At 66.2% G+C, this 25,750-nt stretch carries 28 protein-coding genes and 1 pseudogene; 14 read left to right on the forward strand and 15 right to left on the reverse strand.

The genetic code is table 11. The features are described 5' to 3' along the window. Window positions 1–13: 13 nt before the first annotated feature. The 3 genes from XI05_RS29300 to XI05_RS29310 all read left to right on the forward strand — a co-directional run bounded on the left by XI05_RS29300 (window position 14) and on the right by XI05_RS29310 (window position 2,262). Window positions 14–1,072, forward strand: coding sequence for an alcohol dehydrogenase (locus tag XI05_RS29300; protein WP_271508301.1), 1,059 nt, complete (start codon window positions 14–16; stop codon window positions 1,070–1,072). Window positions 1,073–1,146: 74 nt separating this feature from the next. Next, window positions 1,147–1,383, forward strand: coding sequence for a hypothetical protein (locus XI05_RS29305; protein ID WP_271508303.1), 237 nt, complete (start codon window positions 1,147–1,149; stop codon window positions 1,381–1,383). Window positions 1,384–1,542: 159 nt separating this feature from the next. Continuing rightward, the gene (locus XI05_RS29310) at window positions 1,543–2,262 is read left to right on the forward strand and encodes a Crp/Fnr family transcriptional regulator (RefSeq protein ID WP_260383419.1); all 720 of its coding nucleotides are present in this window, start codon (window positions 1,543–1,545) and stop codon (window positions 2,260–2,262) included. Between the two features lie 10 nt (window positions 2,263–2,272). On the opposite strand, the gene XI05_RS29315 is transcribed toward XI05_RS29310, so the two are convergent. Then, complete coding sequence (locus tag XI05_RS29315) at window positions 2,273–3,010, reverse strand: Crp/Fnr family transcriptional regulator (protein ID WP_271508304.1); 738 nt, start codon at window positions 3,008–3,010, stop codon at window positions 2,273–2,275. A gap of 157 nt (window positions 3,011–3,167) precedes the next feature. Between XI05_RS29315 and XI05_RS29320 the strand changes: the two genes are divergently transcribed. Both XI05_RS29320 and XI05_RS29325 read left to right on the forward strand, forming a co-directional pair. After that, on the forward strand, window positions 3,168–3,407 hold the full coding sequence (locus XI05_RS29320; protein ID WP_271508305.1) for a hypothetical protein: 240 nt from the start codon (window positions 3,168–3,170) through the stop codon (window positions 3,405–3,407). A gap of 17 nt (window positions 3,408–3,424) precedes the next feature. Next, window positions 3,425–4,126 carry a Crp/Fnr family transcriptional regulator gene (locus tag XI05_RS29325; RefSeq protein WP_271508306.1) on the forward strand — a complete coding sequence of 234 codons (702 nt, stop codon included), beginning with the start codon at window positions 3,425–3,427 and terminating at the stop codon, window positions 4,124–4,126. Here XI05_RS29325 and XI05_RS29330 read toward each other — a convergent pair. After that, window positions 4,114–4,725, reverse strand: a complete 612-nt coding sequence (locus XI05_RS29330) for a cupin (RefSeq protein ID WP_271508308.1) — start codon at window positions 4,723–4,725, stop codon at window positions 4,114–4,116. The genes XI05_RS29325 and XI05_RS29330 overlap by 13 nt on opposite strands. Before the next feature lie 439 nt (window positions 4,726–5,164). On the opposite strand from XI05_RS29330, the pseudogene XI05_RS29335 reads away from it, so the two are divergent. From XI05_RS29335 to XI05_RS29345, 3 genes and pseudogenes are all read left to right on the forward strand, one after another. Beyond that, window positions 5,165–6,506 (forward strand): annotated as a pseudogene (locus XI05_RS29335) (caspase family protein). A gap of 26 nt (window positions 6,507–6,532) precedes the next feature. Further along, complete coding sequence (locus tag XI05_RS29340; protein ID WP_271508310.1) at window positions 6,533–7,027, forward strand: hypothetical protein; 495 nt, start codon at window positions 6,533–6,535, stop codon at window positions 7,025–7,027. 39 nt (window positions 7,028–7,066) lie between these two features. Then, window positions 7,067–8,374, forward strand: coding sequence for a hypothetical protein (locus XI05_RS29345; protein ID WP_442869329.1), 1,308 nt, complete (start codon window positions 7,067–7,069; stop codon window positions 8,372–8,374). Here the strand turns inward: XI05_RS29345 and gmk are convergent. The 9 genes from gmk to XI05_RS29390 all read right to left on the reverse strand — a co-directional run bounded on the left by gmk (window position 8,307) and on the right by XI05_RS29390 (window position 16,939). Next, window positions 8,307–8,966 (reverse strand): guanylate kinase, encoded by a 660-nt coding sequence (gene gmk / locus XI05_RS29350; RefSeq protein WP_172786453.1) that lies wholly within the window; start codon window positions 8,964–8,966, stop codon window positions 8,307–8,309. The genes XI05_RS29345 and gmk overlap by 68 nt on opposite strands. Before the next feature lie 3 nt (window positions 8,967–8,969). Further along, on the reverse strand, window positions 8,970–9,857 hold the full coding sequence (locus tag XI05_RS29355; protein WP_271508312.1) for a YicC/YloC family endoribonuclease: 888 nt from the start codon (window positions 9,855–9,857) through the stop codon (window positions 8,970–8,972). 116 nt (window positions 9,858–9,973) lie between these two features. Next, entirely contained in the window at window positions 9,974–11,257 is a 1,284-nt protein-coding gene (mltG, locus tag XI05_RS29360; RefSeq protein WP_271508313.1) for an endolytic transglycosylase MltG, read from the reverse strand. A gap of 127 nt (window positions 11,258–11,384) precedes the next feature. Next, a complete protein-coding gene (gene fabF, locus XI05_RS29365; protein ID WP_172786450.1) occupies window positions 11,385–12,650 on the reverse strand; it encodes a beta-ketoacyl-ACP synthase II in 1,266 nt (421 codons plus the stop codon). A 107-nt stretch (window positions 12,651–12,757) separates the two neighbouring features. Continuing rightward, window positions 12,758–12,997 (reverse strand): acyl carrier protein, encoded by a 240-nt coding sequence (locus XI05_RS29370; RefSeq protein ID WP_008551805.1) that lies wholly within the window; start codon window positions 12,995–12,997, stop codon window positions 12,758–12,760. 311 nt (window positions 12,998–13,308) lie between these two features. Continuing rightward, complete coding sequence (gene fabG, locus XI05_RS29375; RefSeq protein ID WP_172786449.1) at window positions 13,309–14,046, reverse strand: 3-oxoacyl-[acyl-carrier-protein] reductase; 738 nt, start codon at window positions 14,044–14,046, stop codon at window positions 13,309–13,311. Window positions 14,047–14,057: 11 nt separating this feature from the next. After that, window positions 14,058–15,017, reverse strand: a complete 960-nt coding sequence (gene fabD, locus XI05_RS29380; RefSeq protein ID WP_271508314.1) for an ACP S-malonyltransferase — start codon at window positions 15,015–15,017, stop codon at window positions 14,058–14,060. Window positions 15,018–15,205: 188 nt separating this feature from the next. Beyond that, a complete protein-coding gene (locus tag XI05_RS29385; protein ID WP_271508316.1) occupies window positions 15,206–16,231 on the reverse strand; it encodes a fatty acid desaturase family protein in 1,026 nt (341 codons plus the stop codon). Window positions 16,232–16,234: 3 nt separating this feature from the next. Beyond that, window positions 16,235–16,939, reverse strand: coding sequence for a TetR/AcrR family transcriptional regulator C-terminal domain-containing protein (locus tag XI05_RS29390; protein WP_271508318.1), 705 nt, complete (start codon window positions 16,937–16,939; stop codon window positions 16,235–16,237). 346 nt (window positions 16,940–17,285) lie between these two features. Here XI05_RS29390 and rpsF point away from each other — a divergent pair, with 346 nt between their 5' ends. The 4 genes from rpsF (at window position 17,286) to rplI (ending at window position 19,760) form a co-directional block, all read left to right on the forward strand. After that, window positions 17,286–17,753, forward strand: a complete 468-nt coding sequence (gene rpsF, locus XI05_RS29395) for a 30S ribosomal protein S6 (protein WP_025035823.1) — start codon at window positions 17,286–17,288, stop codon at window positions 17,751–17,753. 5 nt (window positions 17,754–17,758) lie between these two features. Then, a complete protein-coding gene (gene rpsR, locus XI05_RS29400; RefSeq protein WP_007592020.1) occupies window positions 17,759–17,998 on the forward strand; it encodes a 30S ribosomal protein S18 in 240 nt (79 codons plus the stop codon). Window positions 17,999–18,131: 133 nt separating this feature from the next. Next, window positions 18,132–19,109 carry a DUF2232 domain-containing protein gene (locus XI05_RS29405; protein WP_271508320.1) on the forward strand — a complete coding sequence of 326 codons (978 nt, stop codon included), beginning with the start codon at window positions 18,132–18,134 and terminating at the stop codon, window positions 19,107–19,109. A gap of 51 nt (window positions 19,110–19,160) precedes the next feature. Beyond that, window positions 19,161–19,760, forward strand: a complete 600-nt coding sequence (gene rplI / locus XI05_RS29410) for a 50S ribosomal protein L9 (protein WP_271508321.1) — start codon at window positions 19,161–19,163, stop codon at window positions 19,758–19,760. Between the two features lie 74 nt (window positions 19,761–19,834). On the opposite strand, the gene XI05_RS29415 is transcribed toward rplI, so the two are convergent. The 3 genes from XI05_RS29415 to XI05_RS29425 form a co-directional block, all read right to left on the reverse strand. After that, entirely contained in the window at window positions 19,835–20,296 is a 462-nt protein-coding gene (locus XI05_RS29415) for a PaaI family thioesterase (RefSeq protein ID WP_271508322.1), read from the reverse strand. Between the two features lie 11 nt (window positions 20,297–20,307). Then, window positions 20,308–20,904 (reverse strand): TetR/AcrR family transcriptional regulator, encoded by a 597-nt coding sequence (locus tag XI05_RS29420; protein WP_271508323.1) that lies wholly within the window; start codon window positions 20,902–20,904, stop codon window positions 20,308–20,310. 109 nt (window positions 20,905–21,013) lie between these two features. Next, entirely contained in the window at window positions 21,014–21,940 is a 927-nt protein-coding gene (locus XI05_RS29425) for a hypothetical protein (protein WP_271508325.1), read from the reverse strand. A 276-nt stretch (window positions 21,941–22,216) separates the two neighbouring features. Between XI05_RS29425 and XI05_RS29430 the strand changes: the two genes are divergently transcribed. Beyond that, window positions 22,217–23,467, forward strand: a complete 1,251-nt coding sequence (locus tag XI05_RS29430; RefSeq protein WP_271508327.1) for an SAM-dependent methyltransferase — start codon at window positions 22,217–22,219, stop codon at window positions 23,465–23,467. A 9-nt stretch (window positions 23,468–23,476) separates the two neighbouring features. Here XI05_RS29430 and XI05_RS29435 read toward each other — a convergent pair whose 3' ends face one another. Further along, window positions 23,477–23,749 (reverse strand): transcriptional regulator, encoded by a 273-nt coding sequence (locus XI05_RS29435; protein WP_271508329.1) that lies wholly within the window; start codon window positions 23,747–23,749, stop codon window positions 23,477–23,479. Window positions 23,750–24,233: 484 nt separating this feature from the next. On the opposite strand from XI05_RS29435, the gene XI05_RS29440 reads away from it, so the two are divergent. Continuing rightward, on the forward strand, window positions 24,234–25,745 hold the full coding sequence (locus tag XI05_RS29440) for a replicative DNA helicase (protein ID WP_061876691.1): 1,512 nt from the start codon (window positions 24,234–24,236) through the stop codon (window positions 25,743–25,745). Window positions 25,746–25,750: the final 5 nt, after the last annotated feature.

Consider the following 25,750-nt stretch of genomic DNA (forward strand, 5'->3'; position numbering starts at 1 on the left):
CGGAGGAAAGAAAATGGCGTTGATGCGTCGGCAGTCCCTGGTCAAGTTCGATGCGCCCTTGTGCGAGACCATCGTCGACACGCCGAAGCCGAAAGGCGCCGAGGTTCTGGTCCGCATCGAGCGCTGCGGCCTCTGCCACTCCGATCTCCACATCCAGGACGGCTATGCCGATCTCGGCGGCGGCAAGAAGCTCGACACCACGCGCGGCATGACGCTGCCCTTCACGCTCGGCCACGAGATCGCCGGCGTCGTCGACGAGGTCGGCCCCGATGTTCCCTCCAGCCTCGTCGGCGCCAGGAAGGCGGTGTTTCCGTGGATCGGCTGCGGTCAGTGCCGCGATTGCGCCAATGGCGACGAGAACCTCTGCGTCAAGCAGCGCTTCCTCGGCGTCTCCATCGACGGCGGCTTCGCCACCCACGTTCTGGTCCCCGACGCAAAGTACCTGCTCGACTACGATCCCCTGCCCGTCAACCAGGCCGCGACCTTGATGTGCTCCGGCGTCACCGCCTATGGCGCGCTCAAGCGCCTCGTCGACCGGCCGCGCCAACGCAATTTGCTGCTGATCGGCCTCGGCGGTGTCGGCATGATGGGCCTGTCGTTCGCGCAGGCGATGTTCAAGCAGCCGATCACAGTCGCCGACCTCTCGCCGGCCGCGCGCGAGACCGCACTCAAGAACGGTGCCGCGGTGGCCTACGATCCGGCCGAGCCCGACGTCATCAAGCGCATCCTGAAGGAGACCGAGGGCGGCTTCGACGAGATCGTCGATTTCGCCGGCAACGAGAAGTCGATGGCCTTTGCCGTCGCGGTTGCCGCGCGCGGCGGCAAGATCGTGGTGTCCGGCCTGATGGGCGGCCAGTTCACGCTGCCGATGGTGCAATGGGTCTACAAGCGCATGACCATCGAAGGTTTCATGGTCGGCACGCTCGCCGAGGCCCACGAGCTGATGGCGCTCGCCCGCGCCGGCAAGATCAAGCCGACGCCGATGCGCGAGGAGCCGATGGGGGACGTGCAGAAATGGATCGACGAATTGCGCGCCGGCAAGGTCGTCGGCCGCATCGTGCTGAAGAACTGAATGCAGCGCGGCGGGTCCGACGCAAGTCTCGCCCGCCGCACGGAACGCCTGCGGCCGCGCCGCGTTGGCTGCGCATGTCGATCCGTTGCACCGTCGAAAGCGCATTCTTCATCGCCTGGAGCTGCCTGGAAAAGAGCGGCGAGCTCGGGCCGCCGGACGCGAGCGCGAACTTCCTGCTCGACGCCATCGAGGCCCAGCTTCGAACCGGCGAACGCCGGCAATTGATGCTCGCCAACAAGGCGATCGACGCTTACCGCGCGGCTGCGGCACAAGGCCGACTGGCGGGGGTTCGCGAATTCCGCTGCGGCTGACGATCCTCGCTGCCGTCCAGCCAGCTGAAGCACACGACGTCGTGCTGTAGTTTTCAACGCCCGACCGCCCGTTGTGTGCACTTTGGAACCGTCGGTTCCGCCGCGGAAACGTAGGTTTGCCGCTGGCGCCGATTCCCGGCCCGCCCAAGAGAACACGATGTGACCGGTCGGCCCCAGAACGATCTGCTCCGGCAGCTCAATGATCCGGATTTCGAACTGCTCGCGCCTCACCTCCAGCCGGTCGAACTCGAGGCGAGCCACGTCCTGCATCACGCCGGCGACGATGTCGCCGCGGTCCATTTTCCATGCGGGCCCGCGCTGGTGTCGTTCGCCGTACCGGTCGAGGACGATCGCGAGGTGGAAAGCCTGCTGGTCGGGCGCGAGGGCGCGGTGGGCATCGCCGCCGGCCGCAGCCCTTCGCTCGCCTATTCGCGCATGATCGTGAAGCTTGGCGGCACCCTGGTGCGGCTGCCGCTGCGCGCGCTCGAGCAGGCGCAGCAGAGGTCGGCGACACTCCAGGAGGCCTTCGCGCGCTATGCCGACTGCCAATTCGCGCAGCTGCTGCAGACCGCGGCCTGCAACGCTGCACATTCGATCGAGCAGCGTGCCGCCAAGTGGATCATCTCCGCGCATGAACATATCGGCGGAGCCGAGATTCCCCTCACCCACGAGCAGCTCGCCGGCATGCTGGGCGTCTCCCGCAGCTATGCCAGCCGCGTCATCCAGATGTTCAAGGCGAGGCGCATCCTCGCGACCCGCCGCGGCGCCATCCTGATCCTCGACGCAGCAGCGCTCGAAGCAAGGGCCTGCTGCTGCAACGATTGGGTGAAGAAGCATTTTGACGAGGTGCGCGGTGGAGCGGCAACCGCGGAGGGTTGACGCCTCCGTCTCACGCAAGCGGCGGCGATTGCCGCTTCAGATGCAGATAGGCCGGACTGAAATCGCCGAGCCGCTGCAGCTCGCGCCATTTCAGCACGACCAGCTCGCCGTCACGAAGATCCATCGCTCCGCTGCGCCTGAGATCGCCGAGGGTCCGGTTCACGGTCGCGATCGCCATGCCGAGCGTCTCGCCGAGTTGCGCGAGGCTGATCGGCACGCGGCAACGATTGCCGCGCACAAGCTGCGCCGCGCGGGCGCGGTAGAACAGCTCGCAAAACAGGTGCGCCATGCGCGCCTGCATCGGCCGGGCGCTGTTGTTGGTGATGGCCTCGCGAAAGATCGCGGCATCGCGCAGCGTCTCGCGCCAGACGGCGAGGCTGAAGGTCGGCCGCCGCCGGAACGCAATGAACAATTCGCGGTGCGGGATGAATGCGACCGACGCCGGCCCGAGCGCACTCAGCCCGTGATCCATCTGGTCGATGAACAGCCCCTGCGCGTCCGGGAGATCGCCGGTGAGATGGAACGCCAGATATTGCCGTCGCCCGCTGCCGAGCAGGTGGTACCGGGCAACCATGCCGGAGACGACCAAAGCGGAATGCTCGGGTTCGTCGCCTTGACGGATGAAATCCTCGTTGGGCGCGAAATCGCGCAGCAACAAGGTCAGCGCGCGAATCTCGGCCATATCCTCATCTGCGAGCGCGGTGTGCTCGCCGAGGTTCCGTATCAGCACGTCGTGAGCTTTTTCCATGGGGCCGCCAATAATCGCGCCGGTTCTATCAAATGATACGTCCGGCTTGCGTTCAGCGGACTAGAACGCCGATCGGAAGCACAGGTTGCTAACCGGCATGCGATGCACCGATCGCAGCCACACCATTCCCCCCGATTTCGGACGAGCCGGCCTTCTCATGAAAAGGACCACTCTGCTGGAGCGCATCCGCCGCCTGTTCGCATCCGATGCCGGCGAGCATCTGGACAGCATCAGCAATGCCCTGCTGAAGGGAACGCTGAGGGAGCCGGTCCGGCCGATGTCGGATCAGGAGCTCGCCCGCGCCATCCTCGAGTTCCGATCCGCGCCGGTTTCCGACGGGACACTTGCGAAACTGTCGCGTCGCTTGGTCGAGGCGCCGGGGCCGCGGGACGGCTGAAGCGGCACGCGAGGCCCATGCCGCATCCGAAGTTCATCGCCCGTCTGCAAGCGATCGAAGGCCTGTCCGAGGACGAGCGCCGACAGATCGCGGGCTTGCCGTCCACGCTGCGCCAGGTCTCGGATGGCGAGATCGTGCTGCGCCAGGGCGAGGCCGCGACCCGCTGCGTCTTCGTCGTCAGCGGCTTCCTGTACCAGTCGCGCATCGTCGGCGATCGCAGCCAGACCCTCGCCTTCCATGTTCCCGGCGACATGCCGTGCCTGCACACGCTGCTGGTCTCGCCGACGGACGCGGACCTCGTGGGGCTCGGCCCGACCATCGTCGGTACCGTCGCCCACAGCCAGCTCCGCCAGCTGCTCGACAGCTCGATCCACCTGACCCGCGCCTTCTGGCGCGAGACGCTGGTCGACGCGGCGATCTCGCGGCAATGGATCGCCCGCCTCGGCGCGCAGGCGGCGTTGCCCAAGGTCGCGCACCTCATCTGCGAGCTGGCCGCAAGGCTGGCGGTCGTCGGCCTCGTCAAAGGGAACGGTTTCCAGATGCCGATGACGCAACGCCACGTCGCGGACGCCTGCGGACTGTCGATCGTCCACGTCAATCGCACCATCCAGGAGCTGAGGCATCGCGGGTTGATCGCCTGGGAAGGCAGCGAGATCGAGCTGCTGCAGCCCGACGAGTTGCGCAGACTGGCGGATTTCACGCCGGACTATCTGAGCTGAGCGCTCCGCCACGCGGCGAGCAGCGGCCCGTCGCTCCCCAGCACGGGATCCGTCTTCGGCTTGCGGACCTTGGCGATGCGCTTGACCGCGTCAGGACGCTGGCGCGTGTCGGTGCACTCGTCATAGGTGCCGTCCTGCGCGTAGGCTCCGACGACCAGAAAGTCCCGGCTGGACTCGATCAGCCGGTGGCCGGTGCCCGCGGGCAGGACCAGAACGTCGCCGGCTTTCACATTCAGGATGCGGCCCTTGATCCCGCCGCACTCGATCCGCGCCGCACCGCGCGCCACCCCCATCACTTCATGGATCTGCGAATGATAGTGGACGAAGTCGTACACCGTGTCGCGCCACGACCGGCCCCAGCCATTCGTGTCGAACAGCGTGTCGATGACGACCTCGGGCGGAAAGCGCCGACCGTTCAGCTTCACCGCCCCGCGATACAGCAGCGCCGGGAAGCGCGGATTGTTCGGCACGATGCCGTCGTCGCGAAAGTGCATGGCGGTCGGCTTGCGGGCCCGCACCAGCGCCCGCAGCGTTGCCGCATCGGGCTGCTCCTCCACCAGCTTCTTGGCGAAATTCTTGATCTGATCCTTGACCGGCATGACGTCTCCTCAGCCGCGACATAACGGCTGCGGAGGTGAGAAGTTTCCAGGCGCGGGGTCGCGGTCACGAGAAACGTAGAACGCAGCTTGAGGACCACCTCGGTGCGACATACGCCATCATTGCGAGCGCAGCGAAGCAATCCAGAGTCTTTCCGCGGCGACAGACTGGATTGCGTCGCTGCGCTCGCAATGACGACGGGGCGAGAGCGTCGGCTCTCGTGCCCCGGACGCAGCGCAGCGCCGCTTGGCGATGCGCTGCAGAGCCGGGGCCCATGCCGCAAAGGGATTTCCGGCGATCTGGGTCCCGGCTCTGCGCAGCAGCGTAAGAACGCTGCAGCGCGTCCGGGACACGATGGGCAGAGTTAGCCCCCTTCTTTCACCCCGCTTTTCGCCCGCACCCCGGGCTGGTAGACTGGCGTCATTACTTTGAGGACTTTTCATGCGCGCGAGAATTTTCAATCGCGTCCTGGGGCTCGCCGCGCTGATCGCTCTCATGCTTGCGGTCACGACGCTGCACGCATCGGCCGAGAAGCGCATCGCGCTCGTGGTCGGCAATTCCGCGTACAAGAACATCACGCCGCTCGACAATCCGTCCAAGGATGCGACCCTGATGGCGGAGACGCTTCGTTCGCTCGGCTTCACGCTGGTCGGCGGACGCGCGCAGCTCGATCTCGACAAGACCGCGATGGACATCGCGGTGCAGAGCTTCGGCCGGCAGGTGCAGGGCGCGGACGTCGCGCTGTTCTACTATGCCGGGCACGGGGTGCAGGTCGCCGGCTCCAACTATCTGGTGCCTGTCGGCGCCAATCCGACCCGCGAGGCCGATGTCCCAGATGACCGACGTCAATCTCGTGCTGCGCCAGATGCAGGGCTCCGGCACGCGGCTCAACCTCGTGATCCTCGATGCCTGCCGCAACAACCCGTTCGGCTCGCGCGGCCTGCGCGCCTCCGACGGCGGTCTCGCACAGATGCGCGCGCCCGAGGGCACGCTGATCTCCTACGCGACCCAGCCCGGCAATGTCGCCCAGGACGGCAGTGACGGCCACAGCCCCTATACCAAGGCGCTCGCCACGACGATCCGGGTCGCCGGCCTCGACGTGTTCCAGACCTTCAATCAGGTCGGCCTTGCGGTGAAGCGCGCGACCGCAGGCGCGCAACAGCCCTGGGTGTCGTCCTCCCCGATCGACGGCACGTTCTACTTCGTGCCGCCGGCGCAAGCCGCTCCGCCGCAGGTCGCGGCGATGCAGGCCGATCCCCTTCCTGCGGAGCGCCTGCGCGCCGATCCCGACCGCGTCCCCTTGCGCGATGCGGCGCTGCTCAGCGAACTGAGCGAGCGGCTCTACGAGCTCAATTTCGACCCCGATACGCCCGACGGGATGACGCGCGCCATCACAAAGCTCCAGCAGCGCATTGCGATGGCGCCGACCGGCGAGGCGACCGAAGGCCTGCTGCTGCGGATGCGCAAGATGGAGGATCTGAGGCCATGGGGCTCGATCGTCTACGGACCCGACAGCAGCAAATGGGGCATATCGTGGAATCACGCCTCGCGGCGCGCGGCGGTGGCGGACGCGCGCGGCAATTGCGGCGGCGCCAAATGCCCGATCGAGCTCTCGTTCTACGGCAAGAGCTGCGGCGCCTTCGCCATTTCCGACAAATCGTGGTCGCTTGTCCAGCGCGAGGGCGTGCAGCGCGCCAGGGACGCCGCGCTTGACGAATGCGGCAAGGCTGGCAAAGCTTGCCGCATTATCGGATCCGTCTGTGCCGACGGCTCCGGCCGCTGATATCTGGTCATTTGGATTTTTTGCTCATGCGCGATGCCGTCACCCGTGCGACCGCCCTCGCCTTCGTCCTCAACCTCGCCGTCGCCTCAACTCCCGCCTTGGCGCAATCCGGCAGCGCCGGCGGCTCGATCGGCAACGACGAGAAATCTCTGTCGAGCTCGCGGTCGGACCGCTCGGCCGAGCCGGCTCCGTCCGCACGCCGGAGCAAGCCGGCCGAGGACTCGCGCTCATCGTCACGGCGAAGCGGCGGCGGAGGTGGCGGCGGCAGTTTTGACGGCGCATGGGTCGTCACGAGCATCGGCTGCGGCGGCACGGTCAGCGGCGCAGTCGTGGTCTCCTCGGGCAAGGTCATCGGCCAGGGCGTCAGTGGCACGGTCAGTCCGAGCGGCACCGTCAGTACCGTCGGTCAAGGCGATGGCGTGACCTTCACCAGCGCCGGCCGTCTCGGCGCACGCAGCGGCTCCGGAACCTGGCGCCGCTCCGACGGTTGCGGCGGGACCTGGAGTTCCACGAAACAATAACGCCGCGCAGGCCCGATTCAAGCCACATCCTCTCCGGATTTGCGGCTCATTGCCACCCAAGTCTTTGATGACAAAGGGGTGGTTAAGAGTTGCGTCATGCGTAACCGGGAGACCAGGATGGGCAACCGCACCGCAAAGTTCGTATCCGCGCTGGTTGGCAGCATCCTTGCCGGCGCGCCATTAGCCGCCGTGTCGCAGAACGCGCCTGCACCATCGAGCACCGCCAACGCGGCCCCCGACTGCCTGGCTTCGCCGAAGGATGCCGCGCCGCAGGGCCAGCACTGGTACTATCGCCTGGATCGCACGACGAAGCGGAAATGCTGGTATCTGCGCGCCGCCGGTGAGAAGGAGAGCGCGAGGACCGCGCAGGCCGCCCCGGCCGTGAGCGATCCAGCGACCGCGGACGCGCCGGCGCCGCAGCAGAACCCGGTGCAGGACGCGCGCGCCGAATATCCGACGCCGCGCGGAACTGCTGCTGCCAAGTCGGCGAACGTTCCGATGCAAGCCGCCGCTGCGGCGCCGGTGCAACAATCCGCGGACCAGGCCGCTGACGGCAACGCGCAGCAACCCACTGGCGCCGCACCCTGGCCCGATGTCTCCACTGCATCCGCTCCCCCCGCCCCGCCGCCGGCACCGACCGTTGCCGCGACCGCCGCGCAGCCGAGCGCAAAGCCGTCGAAATCCTCCTCGCCCGTGGCGCTCGCTGCGGCAGACAACAGCACGCCTGAGAAGCCGACCGGATCGCTGCAGATGCTGCTGCTCGTGATCGGCGGCGCGCTCGCGCTCGCTGGAATCCTGGCCAGCCTCATCTACCGCTTCGCCGGCGCGCGCGTCCGGCTCCGGTCGGCGGACCGACACGGGCGTTGGGACGATTGGCAAGCGCAGCACCAGGACGGAAGCCGCGCGCCCTGGCGCGATTCACCGCCGGCCGCCGCCCAGCCGCCGCGCCCGGTCGACTTCGATGCGGCACGTCCGCAACCGACAAGACAAGCGACGAAGCTTGCCGCGATCGGCCGCGAGATCGAACTGATCGACGCGCGCAGACAACGTGCCGCCGCTCCGGCCGCAGAACCCGTCGAGACCAGAAGCAACAAGGTCGAGAACGAGACGGTCGAGAAGATATTCCGGCCCGTCGCCGCAGCGCCCAAGCTCGCCGCTGGCGAGATCGGCAAGGATCACGATGACGCGTCGGCAGGTCGTGACGCCGATGCCGTCGACGTCGACGGCATCACGACGATGCTGGAACAGTTGGCCAAGCAAGGGCCGCGCCTGTCGCGGCCTAACCTTGAAGCTGACCTTGCAAACTTCGAACGAAGCCTACGAGGCCGATCCGCCGCTCGCGCTTGAGGCGCTCGGCCTTCAGGATCGACTGCACCTCCGCGAACGCCTCGTCGACCGCGTGGTTGATCACGATGTAGTCGTACTCGGCCCAGTGACTCATCTCGTCGCTGGCGCGGCTCATGCGCTTGCGGATCACCTCGTCGGAATCCTGCGCGCGCGAGTGCAGGCGCTTCTCGAGGTCGGCCGCCGAGGGCGGCAGGATGAAGACGCTGACGACGTCGGCGCGCGCCTTCTGCTTCAACTGCTGAGTCCCTTGCCAGTCGATGTCGAACAGCACATCCTGGCCTGCCGACAGAGCCGCCTCGACAGGGCCGCGCGGCGTGCCGTAGCTGTTGTCGAACACGGTCGCCCATTCCAGCAGTTCGTCGGCCTTGACCATCGCATCGAACGTCGCCTTGTCGACGAACGTGTAATCCTTGCCGTTGACCTCACCCGGGCGCATCGGCCGCGTGGTCGCCGAGACCGACATTTTCAGGCCGGGCATCCGCTCGATCAAAAGACGCGACAGCGTCGTCTTGCCCGCACCTGATGGCGAGGACAGCACGAACATCAATCCACGCCGTTCGACACCGTCAGTTCCGTGACCGCCCGTCGTCATCGATCACTCCAGATTCTGGACCTGCTCGCGGAACTGCTCGACCACGTTCTTCATGGCCAGGCCCGTATTGGTCAGCTCGATGTCGTTCGACTTCGAGCAGCAGGTGTTGACCTCGCGGTGAAACTCCTGCGCCAGGAAGTCGAGCTTGCGGCCGATCGGGCCGCCCTTGCCGATCAGCTCGCGCGCCTGCGCGATGTGCGAGGCGATGCGGTCGAGCTCCTCGCGGATGTCGGCCTTGGTCGCGATCAGGATCGCCTCCTGCATCAGGCGGTCGGAATCGAAACGGTCGGACGTGTCGAGCAGCGCTGCAATCTGTTCAGCCAGCTTCGCCTTGATCGCCTCCGGCTTGCGGCCGGGCGCGGCTTCCGCTCTTTTCGCCAGCTGCTCGATCTCGTCGACGCGCTGGGTCAGGATCTGCCCGAGCGAGGTCCCCTCGCGCTTGCGCATCGCGACGAGCTCGTCGAGCGCCTTGTCGAAGGCCTCGGCGGCCGCGGCGCGCGCGGCCTTGTCCTCCTCCTCGTCGCCCTCGGGCTCGGCGACCTCGACGACGCCCTTGATGGCGAGCAGACCGTCGATGCTCGGCGCCACCGCGTCGACCTTCCCCGAGATCAGCGCGGCAGCCTTCAGCACGGCGTTGAGCACGTCCTCGTTGACGCGCACCGTGGCGGCGGCGTTGGTGCGCTTGACGTTGAGATTGGCGTAGACGGTGCCGCGCGAGAGCAGCTCGCCGGCGCGCTTCTTGGCATGGGCCTCGAGCTCGTCAAAGCCCTGCGGCAGCCGCACGCGCAAGTCGAAGCCCTTGGCGTTGACCGACTTCAATTCCCATTCGAATGTGTACGGCCCGCTCGCGCCGTGGCATCTCGCAAAGCCGGTCATGGACGACAGCGCCATCAGTTCAGATTCTCCAGGAACACGGGATCCGCGAGGCCATCAAGCCACGCGAATCTTAAGACTATTTTGCCGGAAAGTGGAATCCGCAATACCTGCCAGCTGGTCTGCGCGCTCGCTTAGCGCTGGACCACCGGCGGCGAGCCCTGCACGGCGCCCTGTCGGGCCGGTGCGGGATTGGCTGGGCCAGCCGGGCGTGCCGCCGGCGGCTTCTTCTGCTGATTGGGCCGCGCCGGCGTCGTCGCGGTCGGCGCGTCGGCAGCGCCGGACCCGGCAGCCGCCGGCGGCTGCGCGTCCTCGGCCGGCTCGACCGTGTCGTTCTGGATCTGCTTCTCCATCGCGCGCAGCTTGGCGACGTTCTTCTGGTGCGCGTCGTAGGTCTCGGTGAAGGCGTGCCCGCCGGTGCCGTCGGCGACGAAATAGAGGTCACGGGTGCGGGCCGGGTTGGCCGCGGCTTCCAGCGAGGCGCGGCCCGGATTGGAGATCGGGCCCGGCGGCAGGCCCTCGATCACATAGGTGTTGTAGGGCGAGGGCTGCGTGATCTCGCTGCGCTTGATCGGCCGGCCCAGCGTGCCCTTGCCGCCGACGAGGCCGTAGATGATGGTCGGATCGGACTGCAGCTTGATCCGCTGCTTCAGCCGGTTGACGAACACCGCAGCGACGCGGCTGCGCTCGTCGGGCTTGCCGGTTTCCTTCTCGATGATGGACGCCAGCGTGACCAGCTGCTCCGGCGTCTTGACCGGAATGTCGGGATTGCGGCGTTCCCAGATCTCCGTCAGCACGCGCTTGTGCGCCTGCTGCATGCGCTGGACCACCTGCTCGCGCGGCGTGCCGCGCGGGAATTTGTAGGTCTCCGGAAGCAGCGTGCCTTCGCGCGGCAGCTCGCGCACGCTGCCGGTGAAGATGTCGTTGTCTGACAGCCGCGCCACGATCTGCTCGGAGGTCAACCCTTCCGGTATCGTGACGGCGTGCTGCACCACCTTGCCCTCGACGATGGTGCCGATGACGTCGCGCAGCGAGGCGTTCTTCTGGAACGAATACTCACCCGGCTTGAGGTCCGAGCTCGCCTTCAACGCGGCGACGCTGGCGATGAACACCCAGGGATTGACGTCGGTCACGCCTTCCCGGTTCAGCGTCTCGGCGATGTCGCGCTTGCCCGCACGCTGCGGGATGTTGACGATCTTGTCCTCCTTCAGCGGTCCGGGCGCCTCGAGCACCTGGCGGCCGTAATAATAGACGCCGCCGGCGCCGAGCATGGCGATCAGCAGAAGGGTGATGATGGCGTTGCCGACGATGACGAACGGATTGCGCGCGCGGTCCGACCGCTTGGGCGGCGGCGGAAGTTGCTCGGGCTCGAGCGCGGCCCGCGGACTTCGGGGTGAAATGGGCGGCCTTTCACTCATCGAAACAACCTGAATCCTGCCGGTTCAATCGCGGCCCGACAATCGCTTGCCCTGCCAAAAACGCACGCGCCCACGTCCATGACTATCGCCGAATACGGCAAAACGGTGGATTCGTCTCAAACACAAACTAACTGATAAGGCGCCGGACGATCACCGACGCATTGGTACCGCCAAAACCAAAAGAGTTCGACAACGCGACGTTGACCTCACGCTGCTTTGCCTTATGCGGCACGAGATCGATTGCAGTCTCGACCGATGGAGCGTCGAGATTGATCGTCGGCGGCACGACATTATCGCGAATCGCCAGAATCGCGAAGATCGCTTCGATGGCACCGGCCGCACCGAGCAGATGGCCGGTCGACGACTTGGTCGAGGACATCGCGACCTTGGAGGCGGCGTTGCCGAGCAAACGCTCGACCGCGCCGAGCTCGATCTCGTCGCCGAGCGGCGTCGAGGTCCCGTGGGCGTTGATGTAGTCGAGATCGGACGGCGTCAGTCCGGCGCGCTTGAGCGCGGCCGACATGCTGCGGAAACCGCCATCGCCATCGGGCGACGGCGACGTGATGTGATAGGCATCGCCCGAAAGACCGTAGCCGATCACCTCGGCATAGATCTTCGCGCCGCGGCGCCTGGCGTGCTCCAGCTCTTCCAGCACGAGGACGCCGGCGCCCTCGCCCATCACGAAGCCGTCACGGTCCTTGTCGTAGGGACGCGAGGCCTTCTCGGGCGTCTCGTTGAAACCGGTCGAAAGCGCGCGCGCGGCGTTGAAGCCGGCAATGCCGATGCGGCTGATCGGCGACTCGGCGCCGCCCGCGACCATCACGTCGGCATCGCCCAGCGCGATCAGGCGGGCGGCATCGCCGACCGCATGCGCGCCGGTCGAGCAGGCCGTGACCACCGAATGGTTCGGTCCCTTGAGCCCGTGCGCGATCGAGACGTAGCCGGAGGCGAGATTGATCAGGCGGCCCGGAATGAAGAACGGCGACACCCGGCGCGGTCCGCGCTCCTTCAGCAGGATCGCGGTGTCGGCAATGCCATTGAGGCCGCCGATGCCGGAGCCGATCATGGTGCCGGTCGCACACTTGTCCTCTTCGGTCTCGGGATGCCAGTTGGCGTCGTCGAGCGCCTGGCCGGCCGCGGCCATGCCGAAGATGATGAAGTCGTCGACCTTGCGCTGGTCCTTCGGCTCCATCCATTTGTCCGGATTGAAGCTGTCGTTCGACCCGTCGCCGCGCACGACCGTGCAGGCGATCTTGGTCTGCAGATCGGAGACATCGAAGCTCTCGATCCTGCGCGCACCGCTTTCGCCGTTGAGGATGCGCTTCCAGGTCGGCTCGACGCCACAGCCGAGTGGCGAGACCATGCCGAGACCCGTGACGACAACCCGCCTCATATCCGAAAACTCCGCATCGAAAGATTCACGGCCAATAACAAGAAACCGGCTGGCCGCTGCGAAGCGGCCCGTCCGGTTTCAATGCTGTCCCCGCGAAATGAAGAGCCTTAGCTCTTCGCGTTCTTCTCGAGAAACTTCGTGGCGTCGCCGACGGTGAGAATCGTTTCCGCAGCGTCGTCCGGAATCTCGCAACCGAATTCCTCTTCGAACGCCATCACCAGCTCGACGGTATCCAGACTGTCGGCGCCGAGGTCGTCGATGAAGCTCGCGTTGTCGACAACCTTCTCGGGTTCAACACCAAGGTGTTCGACCACGATCTTCTTAACCCGCTCGCCAATGTCACTCATTGCTTAACCTCGTGTTGTTCCCTGTAGACCCGACCCCCCGGGACGATACGAGCCGTCGTGGTCGTTTGACTGCCTTCGCTTACGAACTTGATTTGGCCCATCCTAACCGATGGAGGCCCCGGCGAACGACGGCCAAAGGCTCCGCATCGCCAATATACAGGGTTTCAAAAACCTGCAATGGCGTTCTTTGCCCATCCGTTGAAGGTCCGGTTATCATACTTCAATTGCCTTGACTACAAGCCTCATTTCGCTCCGGAAACGGCCGTTTGCCGCATGCCGCACCGCCCTGACGGGCGCTGCGGCACGAGACATCAGATCATGGCCATGCCGCCGTTGACGTGGATGGTCTGCCCGGTGACATAGGCTGCTTCGTTCGAGCTCAGATAGACGGCGGCCGCCGCGATGTCCTCGGGCGTTCCCAGGCGGGCGGCCGGAACCTTGGTCAGAATCGTTTCGCGCTGCTTGTCGTTGAGCGCATCGGTCATCGGCGTCTTGATGAAGCCGGGCGCGATGCAGTTCGCGGTCACGCCGCGCTTGGCGTATTCGGCCCCCAACGTCTTGATCATGCCGATCAGGCCGGCCTTCGACGCCGTATAATTGCCCTGCCCGGGATTACCGGTGACGCCGACCACCGAGGTGATGGCTACGATGCGGCCGAAGCGCTTGCGCATCATCAGCTTGGTCGCGGCGCGCGCCAGGCGGAAGGTCGCGGTCAGATTGACGTTGATGACCTCGTCCCAGTCCTCGTCGCGAAGCTGCACGAAGAGATTGTCGCGCGTGATGCCGGCATTGGCGACGAGAATGTCGACCTGGCCCATCGCCGCTTCCGCAGCCGGCACCAGCGCCTCGACCTCATCGGCCTTGGAGAGATTGCAGGGCAGCACATGGGCGCGCTCGCCGAGCTTGCCGGCCAGCTCGTCCAGCACCTCCTTGCGCGTCCCTGATATGGCGACGGTGGCGCCCTGCGCGTGCAACGCCTGCGCGATCGCGCCGCCGATGCCACCGGTCGCCCCGGTGACGAGCGCCTTTCGGCCAGTCAGATCGAACATTGATGACTCCCTTAAGCCTGCTTCGCAGCGGCCAATGCATCCTTGGCGGCGGCAATGTCGTTCGGGCCGCCGACCGCAATGCCGACCGCGCCGTCCGCGATGCGCTTGACGAGACCCGTCAGCACCTTGCCGGCGCCGATCTCGAAGAAGCGGGTGACGCCCTGCCCGGCCATATAGGCCACCGACTCGCGCCAGCGCACCGTGCCGGTGACCTGCTCGACCAGGCGGCGGCGGACCTCGTCGGGATCGGTGATGGCGCTGGCCAGCACGTTCGACACCAGCGGTGCCGCCGGCGCCTTGATCGTGACCTTCGAGAGTGCCTCCGCCATGGCATCCGCAGCCGGCTGCATCAGCTTGCAATGGAACGGCGCGGACACCGGCAGCAGCATCGCGCGCTTGGCGCCCTTGGCCTTGGCGATCTCGACGGCGCGATCGACCGCGGCCTTGTCGCCGGAGACGACGACCTGGCCGCCGCCATTGTCGTTGGCTGCCTGGCAGACCTGCCCCTGCGCCGCCTCGCCCGCGACCTCCATGGCGGCCTCGTAGTCGAGACCGAGCAGCGCGGCCATCGCGCCGGCGCCGACGGGGACCGCCTTTTGCATTGCAAGACCGCGGGTGCGAAGCAGACGCGCAGTATCCGACACCGTCAGGCTGCCGGCCGCCGCCAGCGCCGAATATTCACCGAGCGAGTGGCCGGCGACGAAGGCAGCGTCTCGTCCCACGGAAAAACCAGCCTCAGCCTCGAGCACGCGCAAGGTCGCGACAGACACCGCCATCAGCGCCGGCTGGGCGTTCTCGGTGAGCTGGAGGGTTTCGGCCGGACCTTCCCAGATGATGGCCGTCAGCTTCTCGCCGAGCGCGGCATCGACCTCGTCGAACACGGCGCGCGCCACCGGAAAGGCCTCGGCCAGGGCTTTGCCCATGCCGACCGCCTGGGAACCCTGCCCAGGAAATGTGAATGCAGCCGTCATCGGCGCTCCCTGCTTGTCAGGCATGATCCCTTTCGAGAACCGGCAGCCGATTACGCGCGGCCTGGTCCGTGGTTCCTTGGGCCATGGTTCCGGATCATGCTCCAAAGGGGGCCGTAGACACCGTCCGGGGTCGCACTGTCAAGCCGAGACGGGAACCTGGAGCAGCATTCAACGGGGAATGAGCCCCCTCAAAACCCGCCGGCGGTCTGGTTGGCATCGACGTCCGCCCCGGCCCGCGCGCGGCGCGCACTGTTGACGAGCTGCCCCGGCCGATCCTCGCGGTTCGGCTTGGCCGTGGCCAGCCGCAGCACCGAAGCGTAGTTCGGCTGCACCTCCATGCGGCCGGCGTACCGGCTGGCGCTCAGCAGCCGGTGCACCTTCGGTAAATTATAGCAAGGCACGTAGAACAAGAGATGATGCTCGAGGTGATAGTTCACGTAGTACGGTGCGATGAACAGGCGCTCGAGAAAATTGGCGTGCGTCGTGCGCGTGTTGCGCAAGGGATCACTGCTATCGGGGACGACGGCGTGCTCGGCAATGTTGCGGATGCGGGTGATGACCATCATCCAGGTCAGCAGCGGCGCCAGCCAGAGCAGCGGATAGGCCCACCACACGCCGGCCGCGGCGAGCGCGGCCAACATGATCCCGTTGACCACACATTGCGGGCCGAGCATCTCCCAGAAATGCGCCGCACGCTGCCGCCATGACCAGTCGCTTGGCCCGAGCGCGTTGAGCAGCTGCGCCTTGCGCTGCTGGTAGCCGGTCTGCCCGGTGATGTCGCGGATGAACTTGCGGCGGTAGCTCAGCCCCGTGATCGGAAACGGCGCCGACAGCACGAGATCGGGGTCGTCCTCCTGCTGGGTGCGCGCATGGTGCTGCAAGTGGTAGCGCCGGTAGCTGCGCGTCTCCGCAAACAGCGGATAGGCGCAGAACCACTGGCTCAGCGCCAGATTGGTTTTCTCGTCGGCGGACAGGCAGCCATGTGCGCCGTCATGCATCAGGATCGCAAGACCGAGCTGGCGTGAGCCGATGATGGCGACGGCGAAGATATAGGTGAGCGGATTGGGCCACCACGCCACCAGCGCGATGGCTGCAATGATCAGCGCCCAGGCGTGCGCGATCAGCGCAGCGCCTTTCCACGTCGCGCGCTGGCGTACCTCGGCCAGTTGATCATCGGTCAGGAAATCGCGGGCACGCATGCGAAGCGCGGTCATGGCCTAGCCCTCTCCATTCGAATTGTCGGATGCCTCGCGCGCCTCGACGAGACGCAGGCGCCCCGTATCGGCCGTGGATTTCGCCTGCTCGCCCAGCACGCGCAGCATCTCGGCGCAGAGCGCCTCGGGCGAGCGGCCCATCGCATAGCCTTCGAGAATGACGCCGATGGCGACGGCCCAGAAGCGCCGCGAGCTTTCGTCGGGCGCGCGCAGCGAGCGCCAGCCGTGCCGCTCGACCTGCCCTGCATAAGCGCGCGCACCCTCGCTGTGCAGGCGCTCGATGGTGCGCTCGACCAATGGCGCGAGATCCTGGCGCCGCCGCGTCAGCGTCAGCGCTTCGGCAAAGAAGGCGACCGAATCGCTCGCCGTCACGGTTTCGGCCAGCGCGTGGGTGTATTCCCCAGGCGTCTTCGCCTTCAGCGCCGCCTGCTCGGTGGCACGCGCCAGGTACAGGAGATCGCGGCAGGCGCATTCGACGAAAAGCGCCTCCTTGGTGCGGAAGTAATAGGTGATCTGGCTCGGGAACGCGTCCGCGGCGGCCGCGATGTCGGTGATCGCCGTGCCGGACAGCCCCCGCTCCCGAAACAGCGGGCTCGCAGCATCCAGGAGCAGCGACCGCATCTTGCGGCCGGCCGAGCGCGTCGCGCGCGCGGCGTGCTTGGGGTCGCCTGCCGCCTCGATCGGCGCATCGGCCGACGTTTCCGCCATGGGATTCTCTCCGCTGGCTTATTTGTATGTCATACAAACAAATAGATCAAGCGAATTTTGGTATTGGAGGATGGGGGTCCTGCCGGTGTGGGAAGGGAGAACACGGCTCGAAAATGCCCCTCCAACCTTGCAAAGCCGGGCAAAATCCGTATAAGGCGCCCATCCGCAGACCCCGGCCGGGAGCTGAACGGACGGTCTCAGCAAATCATTCGTGATTTTGGTGTGGCAGGGCCAGTCGGCCCGTCGTCCCGTGTTTCCGCCTTCTGAGCTTGATCCCAGAGTCCTTTCCGAAGGCCTCTTAAGGGTTTGACGCCGGGCGATGCGCCAACATGAGGAAAGGACGACCATGCCTCTTTACGAGCATGTTTTTCTCGCGCGTCAGGACGCGAGCCCGCAGCAGGTCGAAGAGCTGACTGCGCAGATGACCGGTATCGTCGAGGGTCTCGGCGGCAAGATCACCAAGACCGAGAATTGGGGCGTGCGCTCCCTCACCTACCGCATGAACAAGAACCGCAAGGCGCACTTCGTGCTGCTCAACATCGACGCGCCGTCCGCGGCGATCGCCGAGATCGAGCGCCAGGAGCGCATCAGCGAGGACGTGATCCGCTATCTCAGCGTCCGCGTCGAGGAGCTCGAGGAAGGCCCGTCCGCGATGATGCGCAAGGCCGACCGCGACCGCGAGCGTGACGACCGTGGCGGTGGCTTCCGCGGCGAGCGCGAAGGCGGCTTCCGTGGCGACCGTGAGGGCGGTTTCCGCGGCGATCGCGGCCCGCGCCGTCCGCGCGATGAAGCCGAAACCACGGATGGGGAGTAAGAATCATGGCTGAAGCTGGTGCACGCCGCCCGTTTTTCCGTCGTCGCAAGAGCTGCCCGTTCACGGGCGCCAATGCTCCGAAGATCGACTACAAGGACTCCAAGCTCTTGATGCGTTACGTCTCCGAGCGCGGCAAGATCGTGCCGAGCCGCATCACCGCGGTGTCCGCGAAGAAGCAGCGTGAGCTCGCCCGCGCCATCAAGCGCGCGCGCTTCCTGGGCCTCTTGCCCTACGTGATTCGCTGATACGACCAATTCGACCGGCGGCCGCTCAGCCGCCGGTCGCAACTTTTCGAACTCATAAGGCTTCCGGGTCGTCCGGTCGCCGATGGTTGGGGCAAACGATGCCTCTAACCGCTCGAAGGGAGCGGGACAGCTGATGATGGCCTTTGGACTGATAGCCCTGATCGCCGGCGCCGCGTCGGCCCTGATGTTCGCCTCGATCATTTCGGGCGCGCTGATCTCGCTCGTCCTGTTCTATCTCGCTCCGCTCCCTCTGATGGTCGCCGCGATCGGCTGGGGCCCGCTTTGCGCAAGCCTCGGCGGCATCGCTGCCGCGATCGGGCTTGGCGCCCTGTTCGGCCTGCCCTACTGCATCGCCTTCGCCGTCACCGTCGCGTTGCCGGCGTGGTGGCTCGGCCATCTGGTCCTGCTCGGGCGTCAGGTGGGAAGCACAGCGCCTGCGACCGGCACCGCGCCCGCCGCGGAGCCGGACATCGAGTGGTACCCGGTCGGCCGCATCCTGCTCTGGATTGCAGGCTTCGCCACGCTGACCACGATGGCCGCTCTGCTCACGCTTGGGACCGACGCGGAGACCATCACCGGCACGTTGCGCCGTGGCCTGATGCGCCTCCTGCGCGCCACCGACCCGCAAACTTCGGGTGAAGCCAGTCAGTTCGTCGACGCCTTGGTGCGCATCGCACCGGCCGCCGCCACCATCGCGGCGACGATGACGCTGACCCTCAACCTCTGGCTCAGCGCCAAGGTGACCGCGACATCGGGCCGGCTGCGCCGTCCCTGGCCGGATCTCAAGGCCACCGAGCTGCCGCAGATGACGCTGGTGGCGCTGTGCATCTCGCTTGCCTTCTGCTTCACCGGTGGGCTGCTGGCCATCGTGGCGCAGATCGCCACCGCCGCGCTGATGATGAGCTATGCGCTGGCCGGTTTCGCCGTGCTGCATACGCTGACGCTCGCGCTGAACGGCCGCACGTTCTGGCTCGGCTCGACCTACGCCGCCGTCGTCGTGTTCGGGTGGCCCGTGATCGCGATGGTGATCCTCGGCCTTGCGGACGCCGTGTTCGGCTTCCGCGAGCGCTTCCTGCGCAGCCGGCAGCCGCCACCACTGCCTACCCCCTGAGTTCAACCCCGAAACTGAAACCCTACAGAGCACTTCAAAAGGAGAACGAATATGGAAGTCATTTTGCTGGAACGCGTCAACAAGCTCGGCCAGATGGGCGAAGTCGTGAAGGTTCGCGACGGCTACGCTCGCAATTTCCTGCTCAAGCGCGGCAAGGCGCTGCGCGCCACCGCCGACAACCGGGCCAAGTATGACGGCATGAAGGCCGAGCTCGAAGCGCGCAATCTCGCCTCGAAGGCCGAGGCGTCCAAGGTCGCCGAGAAGATCGAGGGCAAGAACATCATCGTGATCCGTCAGGCGTCGGAAGCCGGCCAGCTGTTCGGCTCGGTCAACGTGCGTGACATCGTGATCGCGTTCGAAGCCGACGGCGTTTCGCTCGCCCGTCCGCAGATCCAGCTCGACGCGCCGATCAAGACCATCGGCAAGCATTCGATCACCGTTGCCGTTCACCCCGAGGTCGAGGTCGAGATCACCGTGACGGTCGCGCGCAGCCAGGACGAGGCCGAGCGCATCAACCGCGGCGAGGACATCTCGACCCGCAACGAGGATCGCGATGCGGCTGCCGAAGCGATCGCCGCCGCCGGCGAGTTCTTCGATCCGGAAGCCCAGCACGACGACGTCGCGCCGGCGCCGGCCGAGGAAGAGAAGTAACTCCAATGTCGTCATTCCGGGATGGTCCGAAGGACCAGACCCGGAAGCTCGAGATATGGATCAGCCCGGTCGCCTCACGCGGCCGGGCTTTTCGCAGCGACGTCCTCACTGAGCATCGCGATCGATGCCAGCGCGGTGGCCGTATGCTTCTCGACGCCGTCGCTGACGCAGAACACGTCAGCCGCGACCACCGCGACCTGACGGCCCGGCTTGATCACCCGGGCCCGGCAGATCAGCTTCTCGCCGACCGCAGGCGACAACAGATTGAGCTTGTATTCCGCCGTCAGCGCCGGCTGGCCGCGCGAGGTGGCGGCCGCAATCGTCGCGGCGTTGTCGACCAGGAAAGCGGTGACGCCGCCATGGAAGAAGCCGTGCTGCTGCAACAGCTCCGGCCGGCGCTCCACGGCGATGGTGCAGGTGCCGCGCGACAAGTCGGAGAGCTCGGCGCCGACCAGGTTCATGAAACCCTGCCGGCCGACATTGGCGTGGATGCGCTCGGCAATCGGCGCAAATTCCGGATCAGCTTCGGCCCGCATGCGGTCTCCCCTTATTGCTTGTTGATGCGATCGAACGGCCTCAGCGCGCGATTGGCGCAGGCGATCAGCGTGTCCGCCTCGGTGCGCGGATCGGTGCGGTCGCGCCCCGACAGGAAGGCGCGGCAGAAGATCTGCGCCGGACCGATCAGCTGGCTGATGAACATCACCGGCGTCATCGGCAGAAGCTCGCCGCTTGCGACCAGCGGTGCGCGCCAGCGCTCGATGCCTTCGGCAAGCCTTGCATTCTGCGCCCGCTGGGCGTCGCGCACGTCCTCGCCCCATTCGCTGCGCGAGATCTCGAAGAGGTAGCGCGCCTCGCGCCGGCTGGTGACGACCCAGGCGAGATGCGCCCGGATCAGGCGATCGATGCCCTGCTCCGCGTCGGGCACGGGATCGAGCGCGGCCAGCACCGCGGCGTGATAGTGCCGCAGAACCTCCAGAAACAACGCACCGGCGAGCTCCTTCTTCGAGCCGAAGACGTGGAAGAAGCTGCCATTGGAAGCGCGCGCCCGGCTGCGGATCGCGGCCACCGTCGCGGCCTCGAAGCCCACGCGGTCGAACACCATCAGCCCGGCCGCCAACAGATCGTCTCGCACGCTCGCTGCCATCGCGCTTCCTGGAGTATTACTCTAGAGCAATGCTCTAGAACTGGTCAATACGGAGCGGAGGCCGCCATGAAGGCGGCCTCCGCTCGTCTGTCTAAGGACTGTAAAGGACTTACCGCGAGATCGGCGGTGCCGGCGGACCGGAGGACTCGGCCGGCGCCGCGGGCGGGGCCGGCTGCGGCCTGGCCGCCGGCTCGGAGCTAGCTGCGGGGGCAGCCGGCCTGGAAGCAGCCTCTTCCGCCGGCTTTGGCGCCGCCGGCTCGGCAGGCTTCGCAGCGGCAGGTGCAACCGGCGTCACCTGCGGGACGGGGTCGGGTCGCGAGGCCGGAGCGTCGCCGCGCGGCTCGACCTTCGCAGTATCAGGCTTAGCGCTATCGGGCTTAGCGCTATCAGGCTTGGCCTCGACCGGCTTCTCCGATGCCTTGCCGCTGTCTGGCTCGGCCTTGGCGCTGTCAGGCTTGACGGCGTCCGGCTTCGGCTCGCTCTTCTTGTCGTCAGTCGCCGGTGCGGCCGCATCGACCTTCGGGGCTTCCTCGGTCCCGGGCTTGGCGCGGCGCTTGCCCTTGCGTCCCTCGGGCGCAGCCTGTCCCTCGGGCTTCGCGCCGTCATCGGTCGGCCGTGCGGCACGCTTCTGGCGCGTGCCCTCGGCGGCCGGAGTGGCGCCCTCGCCCTCGGGCCTGGCGGCCTCCTGCGCGCGCGGGCGTCGGCCCTGCTGCTCCGGCGAAGCGCCGTCCTTCTTGCCGTCCTTGGCCTGGTAGCGGGTGTCTGTGGCCCCATTGGAGACCAGATAGGCGGAGAGGACGCCCGCCATGTCCGAGCTCGTGGTGTAGTGCTGGCGCAGGAAACCGGGCAGCGAGCCGGGCGACACGGACTTCAGCAGTCCGCGCGGGCTCTTGTGGCAGGCATTGCAGGTTTGCGCGAACAGCTGGGACGGGGACTTGCCGGCCTCGAGGTTCGTCGCCTGCGCAAGAACGGAATCGGCCGCACCGAAGCCAATCAGAAGCATCACCGTCGCGAGGCTGAGCGCTCGGCTCGACATTCCCATGATCTCCGTTGAATTTTACTGCGAAGCAGCCGGCGTCCGGCGCGGCGGCGGTCACCTTTTAACCGATTGAGCCGCGAATGGAAGCAGGTCCACGCACAAGGATGTGGTTAAGCGGTTTTCGAATATCTACTTTGAATACAGTGCAATAGCGCGGCCGGAACCGGCTCGCTAGATTTAGATGCAAACGCATAGGAACCGCTGCGGCGCCTGGGCGTCAGATATGAAGGCCGGGTTAGTCGCATCTTTCGGGTTCGCTCGAGAGGAGTGCCGATGGACCGTCTGTTGCGTCGATTCCTGTCTCAATTCATCCGCCGCGGCTCGCTGACGGTGACCGGCGCCAGCGGATCGAAGTTCACCGTCGGCGACGGCTCCGGCGAGCCGGTCGCGGTCCGCTTCGTCACCGCGGACGCCGAGCGGAGGGTCCTCATCAATCCCGAGCTGGGGCTTGGCGAGGCCTACATGAACGGCGAGTTCGTGGTCGAGCGTGGCAGCATAGCTGATGCCCTCGCGATCCTGCTCGATCAACCCGACCTATTGCCGCAGTGGGCAAAGCCGTGGTGGCACCTGCGTTACCTGACGCGGCACCTCAAGCAGTTCAATCCCCGCCCCCGCTCCCGTCAAAATGTCGCGCATCACTACGATCTCGACGGCCGGCTCTATTCGCTCTTTCTCGACGCCGACAAGCAATATAGCTGCGCCTATTTCGAGACGCCCGAGATGTCACTGGACGACGCGCAGCTTGCCAAGAAGAGGCACATCGCCGCGAAGCTTCTCGTCAGGGACGGCCAGCGCGTGCTCGACATCGGCTCCGGCTGGGGCGGCCTCGGGCTCTATCTCGCCGAGATTGCGGGCGCCGACGTCACCGGCGTGACGCTGTCGACCGAACAGCTGCAGGTCGCCAATGCGCGCGCCGCCGAAAAGGGCGTGGCGGGCTCGGCCAGATTCCTGCTCCAGGATTATCGCGACGTCGACGGTACGTTCGACCGCATCGTCTCCGTCGGTATGTTCGAGCATGTCGGGGCAAGGTTCTACGACGCCTACTTCCAGCGCTGCGCCGAGCTGCTGAAGGAAGACGGTGTCATGCTGCTGCATTCGATCGGCCGTTCGCAGGGCCCGGATTCGACCAATCCCTGGATCGCCAAATACATCTTCCCCGGCGGCTACATCCCCGCGCTGTCGGAGGTGCTGCCGGCGATCGAGCGTGCGGGCTTCCTTGTCTGCGACATCGAGATTCTGCGCCTGCACTACGCCGAGACGCTGAAGGCTTGGCGCGAGCGCTTCATGGCGCGGCGCGAGGAAGCCGTGCAGCTCTACGAGGAGCGCTTCGCCCTGATGTGGGAATTCTACCTGGCGGCCTGCGAGATGACGTTCCGCAAGCAAGCCATGATGAACTTCCAGATCCAGATCACCCGTCGCCAGAGCGTGGTGCCGATGACGCGCGACTACATCCCGCGGGAGGAAGCCCGGCTGCGGGCGCGCGAGGGCGCGGCGATGCCGAGGCTCAAGCTGGCTGGTGAATAGGTCCGGATCCTAGTGACGAGGCGTCGAAATCCCGGATGTCCGGAAAGACGCCGTTAACGCCAATTGCGCCCGCAATTCCAGCAGGATTTCGGGGGCGACCGGCTGGCGACGCACCTCGGGCCGCTCCGCATGCTTCATGGCGGCGATCAAACCGGACAGCCAAAGCCGGCTGCCTGCCTCGCTTCGCCAGTTCTGGTGCTGCCGTTCTGGCTGCATCGCTCGCCTCGTATCCCTGTCGGCGGGGAAAAAGATAATCCCCTGCCCCTCCGGCTGTTCCGGCATGCCCCGAAAGAATCCGGGGAGATGTGATCTGTTTCACATAAGTCTGGTCGGGCCTGGCTTAGACCGTCGCCATGAGCAAAGAGACCCAAACCTCATTCGACGTGCAGGACGACCTCCGCACCGATTACGCCCTGATCGTCACCGGCGTCGGGGCGGCCCTGGTTGCGCTGGTCTACCTCCTGCTGGTCTGAAGCCGAGCCGAATGCGGCTGCGTTGCGTCATTTCGCGCGCCTCCCCATAGGTCTGCGCGCCAGCCGACAGGGTTCATGGGTTTCAGGATTTTTCCAAGGCGCGACCGCGGTCCCTTTGGGACGAGTGAGCTCCGCCAAAATCCAGTCAAGCGCGGCGCATGCTGCGGCTGCTAATCATCCACCATTTTAACTGAGCGGTTGATAGCGGTCAGCTTTCGCTTCCGCTTTGGCCTGCGGCGGCGCTTTATCCCGGCCCCGCATCCGCCCAAGAAAATTGCTAAGCACGTCCGACCATGGCACTGACTGATTCGAACGTTCTCAAACTCGCGCCCGATGCCGGAACTCCCGCCTATCGGAGCGCGCCGCACAATATCGAGGCGGAACAGAGCCTTCTGGGCGCGATCCTGGTCAACAACGACGCCTTCTACCGCGTCTCCGACTTCCTCGAGGCGAAGCACTTCTTCGAGCCGCTGCACCAGACCATCTTCGAGACCGCCGGCAGCCTGATCCGGATGGGCAAGATCGCCACCCCGGTCACGCTGAAGACGTTCCTGCCGGCCGATACCGATGTCGGCGGCATGACCATCGGCCAATATCTGGCGCGGCTTGCGGCCGAAGCGACCACCATCATCAACGCCCAGGATTATGGCCGCACCATCTACGATCTGTCGTTGCGCCGCGACCTGATCGGCATCGGCGAGGACATGGTCAACGTCGCCTATGACGCGCCGGTCGACTTCCAGCCGCGGGCACAGATCGAGGACGCCGAGCGAAAGCTGTACGAACTGGCCGAATCCGGCCGCTATGACGGCGGCTTCCAGAAGTTCTCGCAGGCGCTGGCGGTCGCGGTCGATCTCGCGGCCAAGGCGTTCCAGCGCGACGGAAAACTGTCCGGCATCTCGACGGGCATGCGCGACCTCGACACCAAGATGGGCGGCCTGCAGCACTCCGACCTCATCATCGTCGCGGGCCGTCCCGGCATGGGCAAGACCTCGCTCGCGACCAACATCGCCTACAATGTCGCACGAGCCTACGTTCCGGAACTCCAGGCCGACGGCACCACGAAGGCCGCCAATGGCGGCGTGATCGGCTTCTTCTCGTGCGAAATGTCGGCCGACCAGCTTGCCACGCGTATCGTGGCCGAGCGCACCGGTGTTCCCTCCTCCCACATCCGCCGCGGCGGCATCTCGGAAGCCGATTTCGAGAAGATCCGGGAGGTCTCGATCGAGCTGCAATCGCTGCCGTTCTATGTCGACGCCACCGGCGGCCTGTCGATCGCGCAGCTGATGGCGCGCGCGCGCCGGCTGAAGCGCCAGAAGGGTCTCGATCTCCTGGTGATCGACTACATCCAGCTGCTCTCGGGTTCGAGCAAGCGCGCCAGCGACAGCCGCGTGCAGGAAATCACGGAGATCACGACGAGCCTTAAGGCGCTGGCGAAGGAACTGAACGTTCCCGTGATCGCGCTGTCCCAGCTATCGCGCCAGGTCGAATCCCGCGACGACAAACGGCCGCAGCTCTCCGACTTGCGTGAATCCGGATCAATCGAGCAGGACGCCGACGTTGTGCTGTTCGTTTACCGCGAGGAATACTACCTCGCCATGAAGGAGCCCCGCCCAGGCACGCCTGAACACGAGAAGTGGCAGCTCGACATGAGCCTTGCGCACGGAAAGGCCGAGGTCATCATCGGCAAGCAGCGCCACGGCCCGACCGGCACCGTCGATTTGGCGTTCGAAGCCTCGGTCACGCGGTTCGGCGACCTGGCACCCGACAGTCAGCTGCCGGCTCGCAGCGACAACGACTACTGAGTTCC

Source organism: Bradyrhizobium sp. CCBAU 11357 (genome assembly GCF_028128865.1).
Lineage (GTDB): Bacteria > Pseudomonadota > Alphaproteobacteria > Rhizobiales > Xanthobacteraceae > Bradyrhizobium.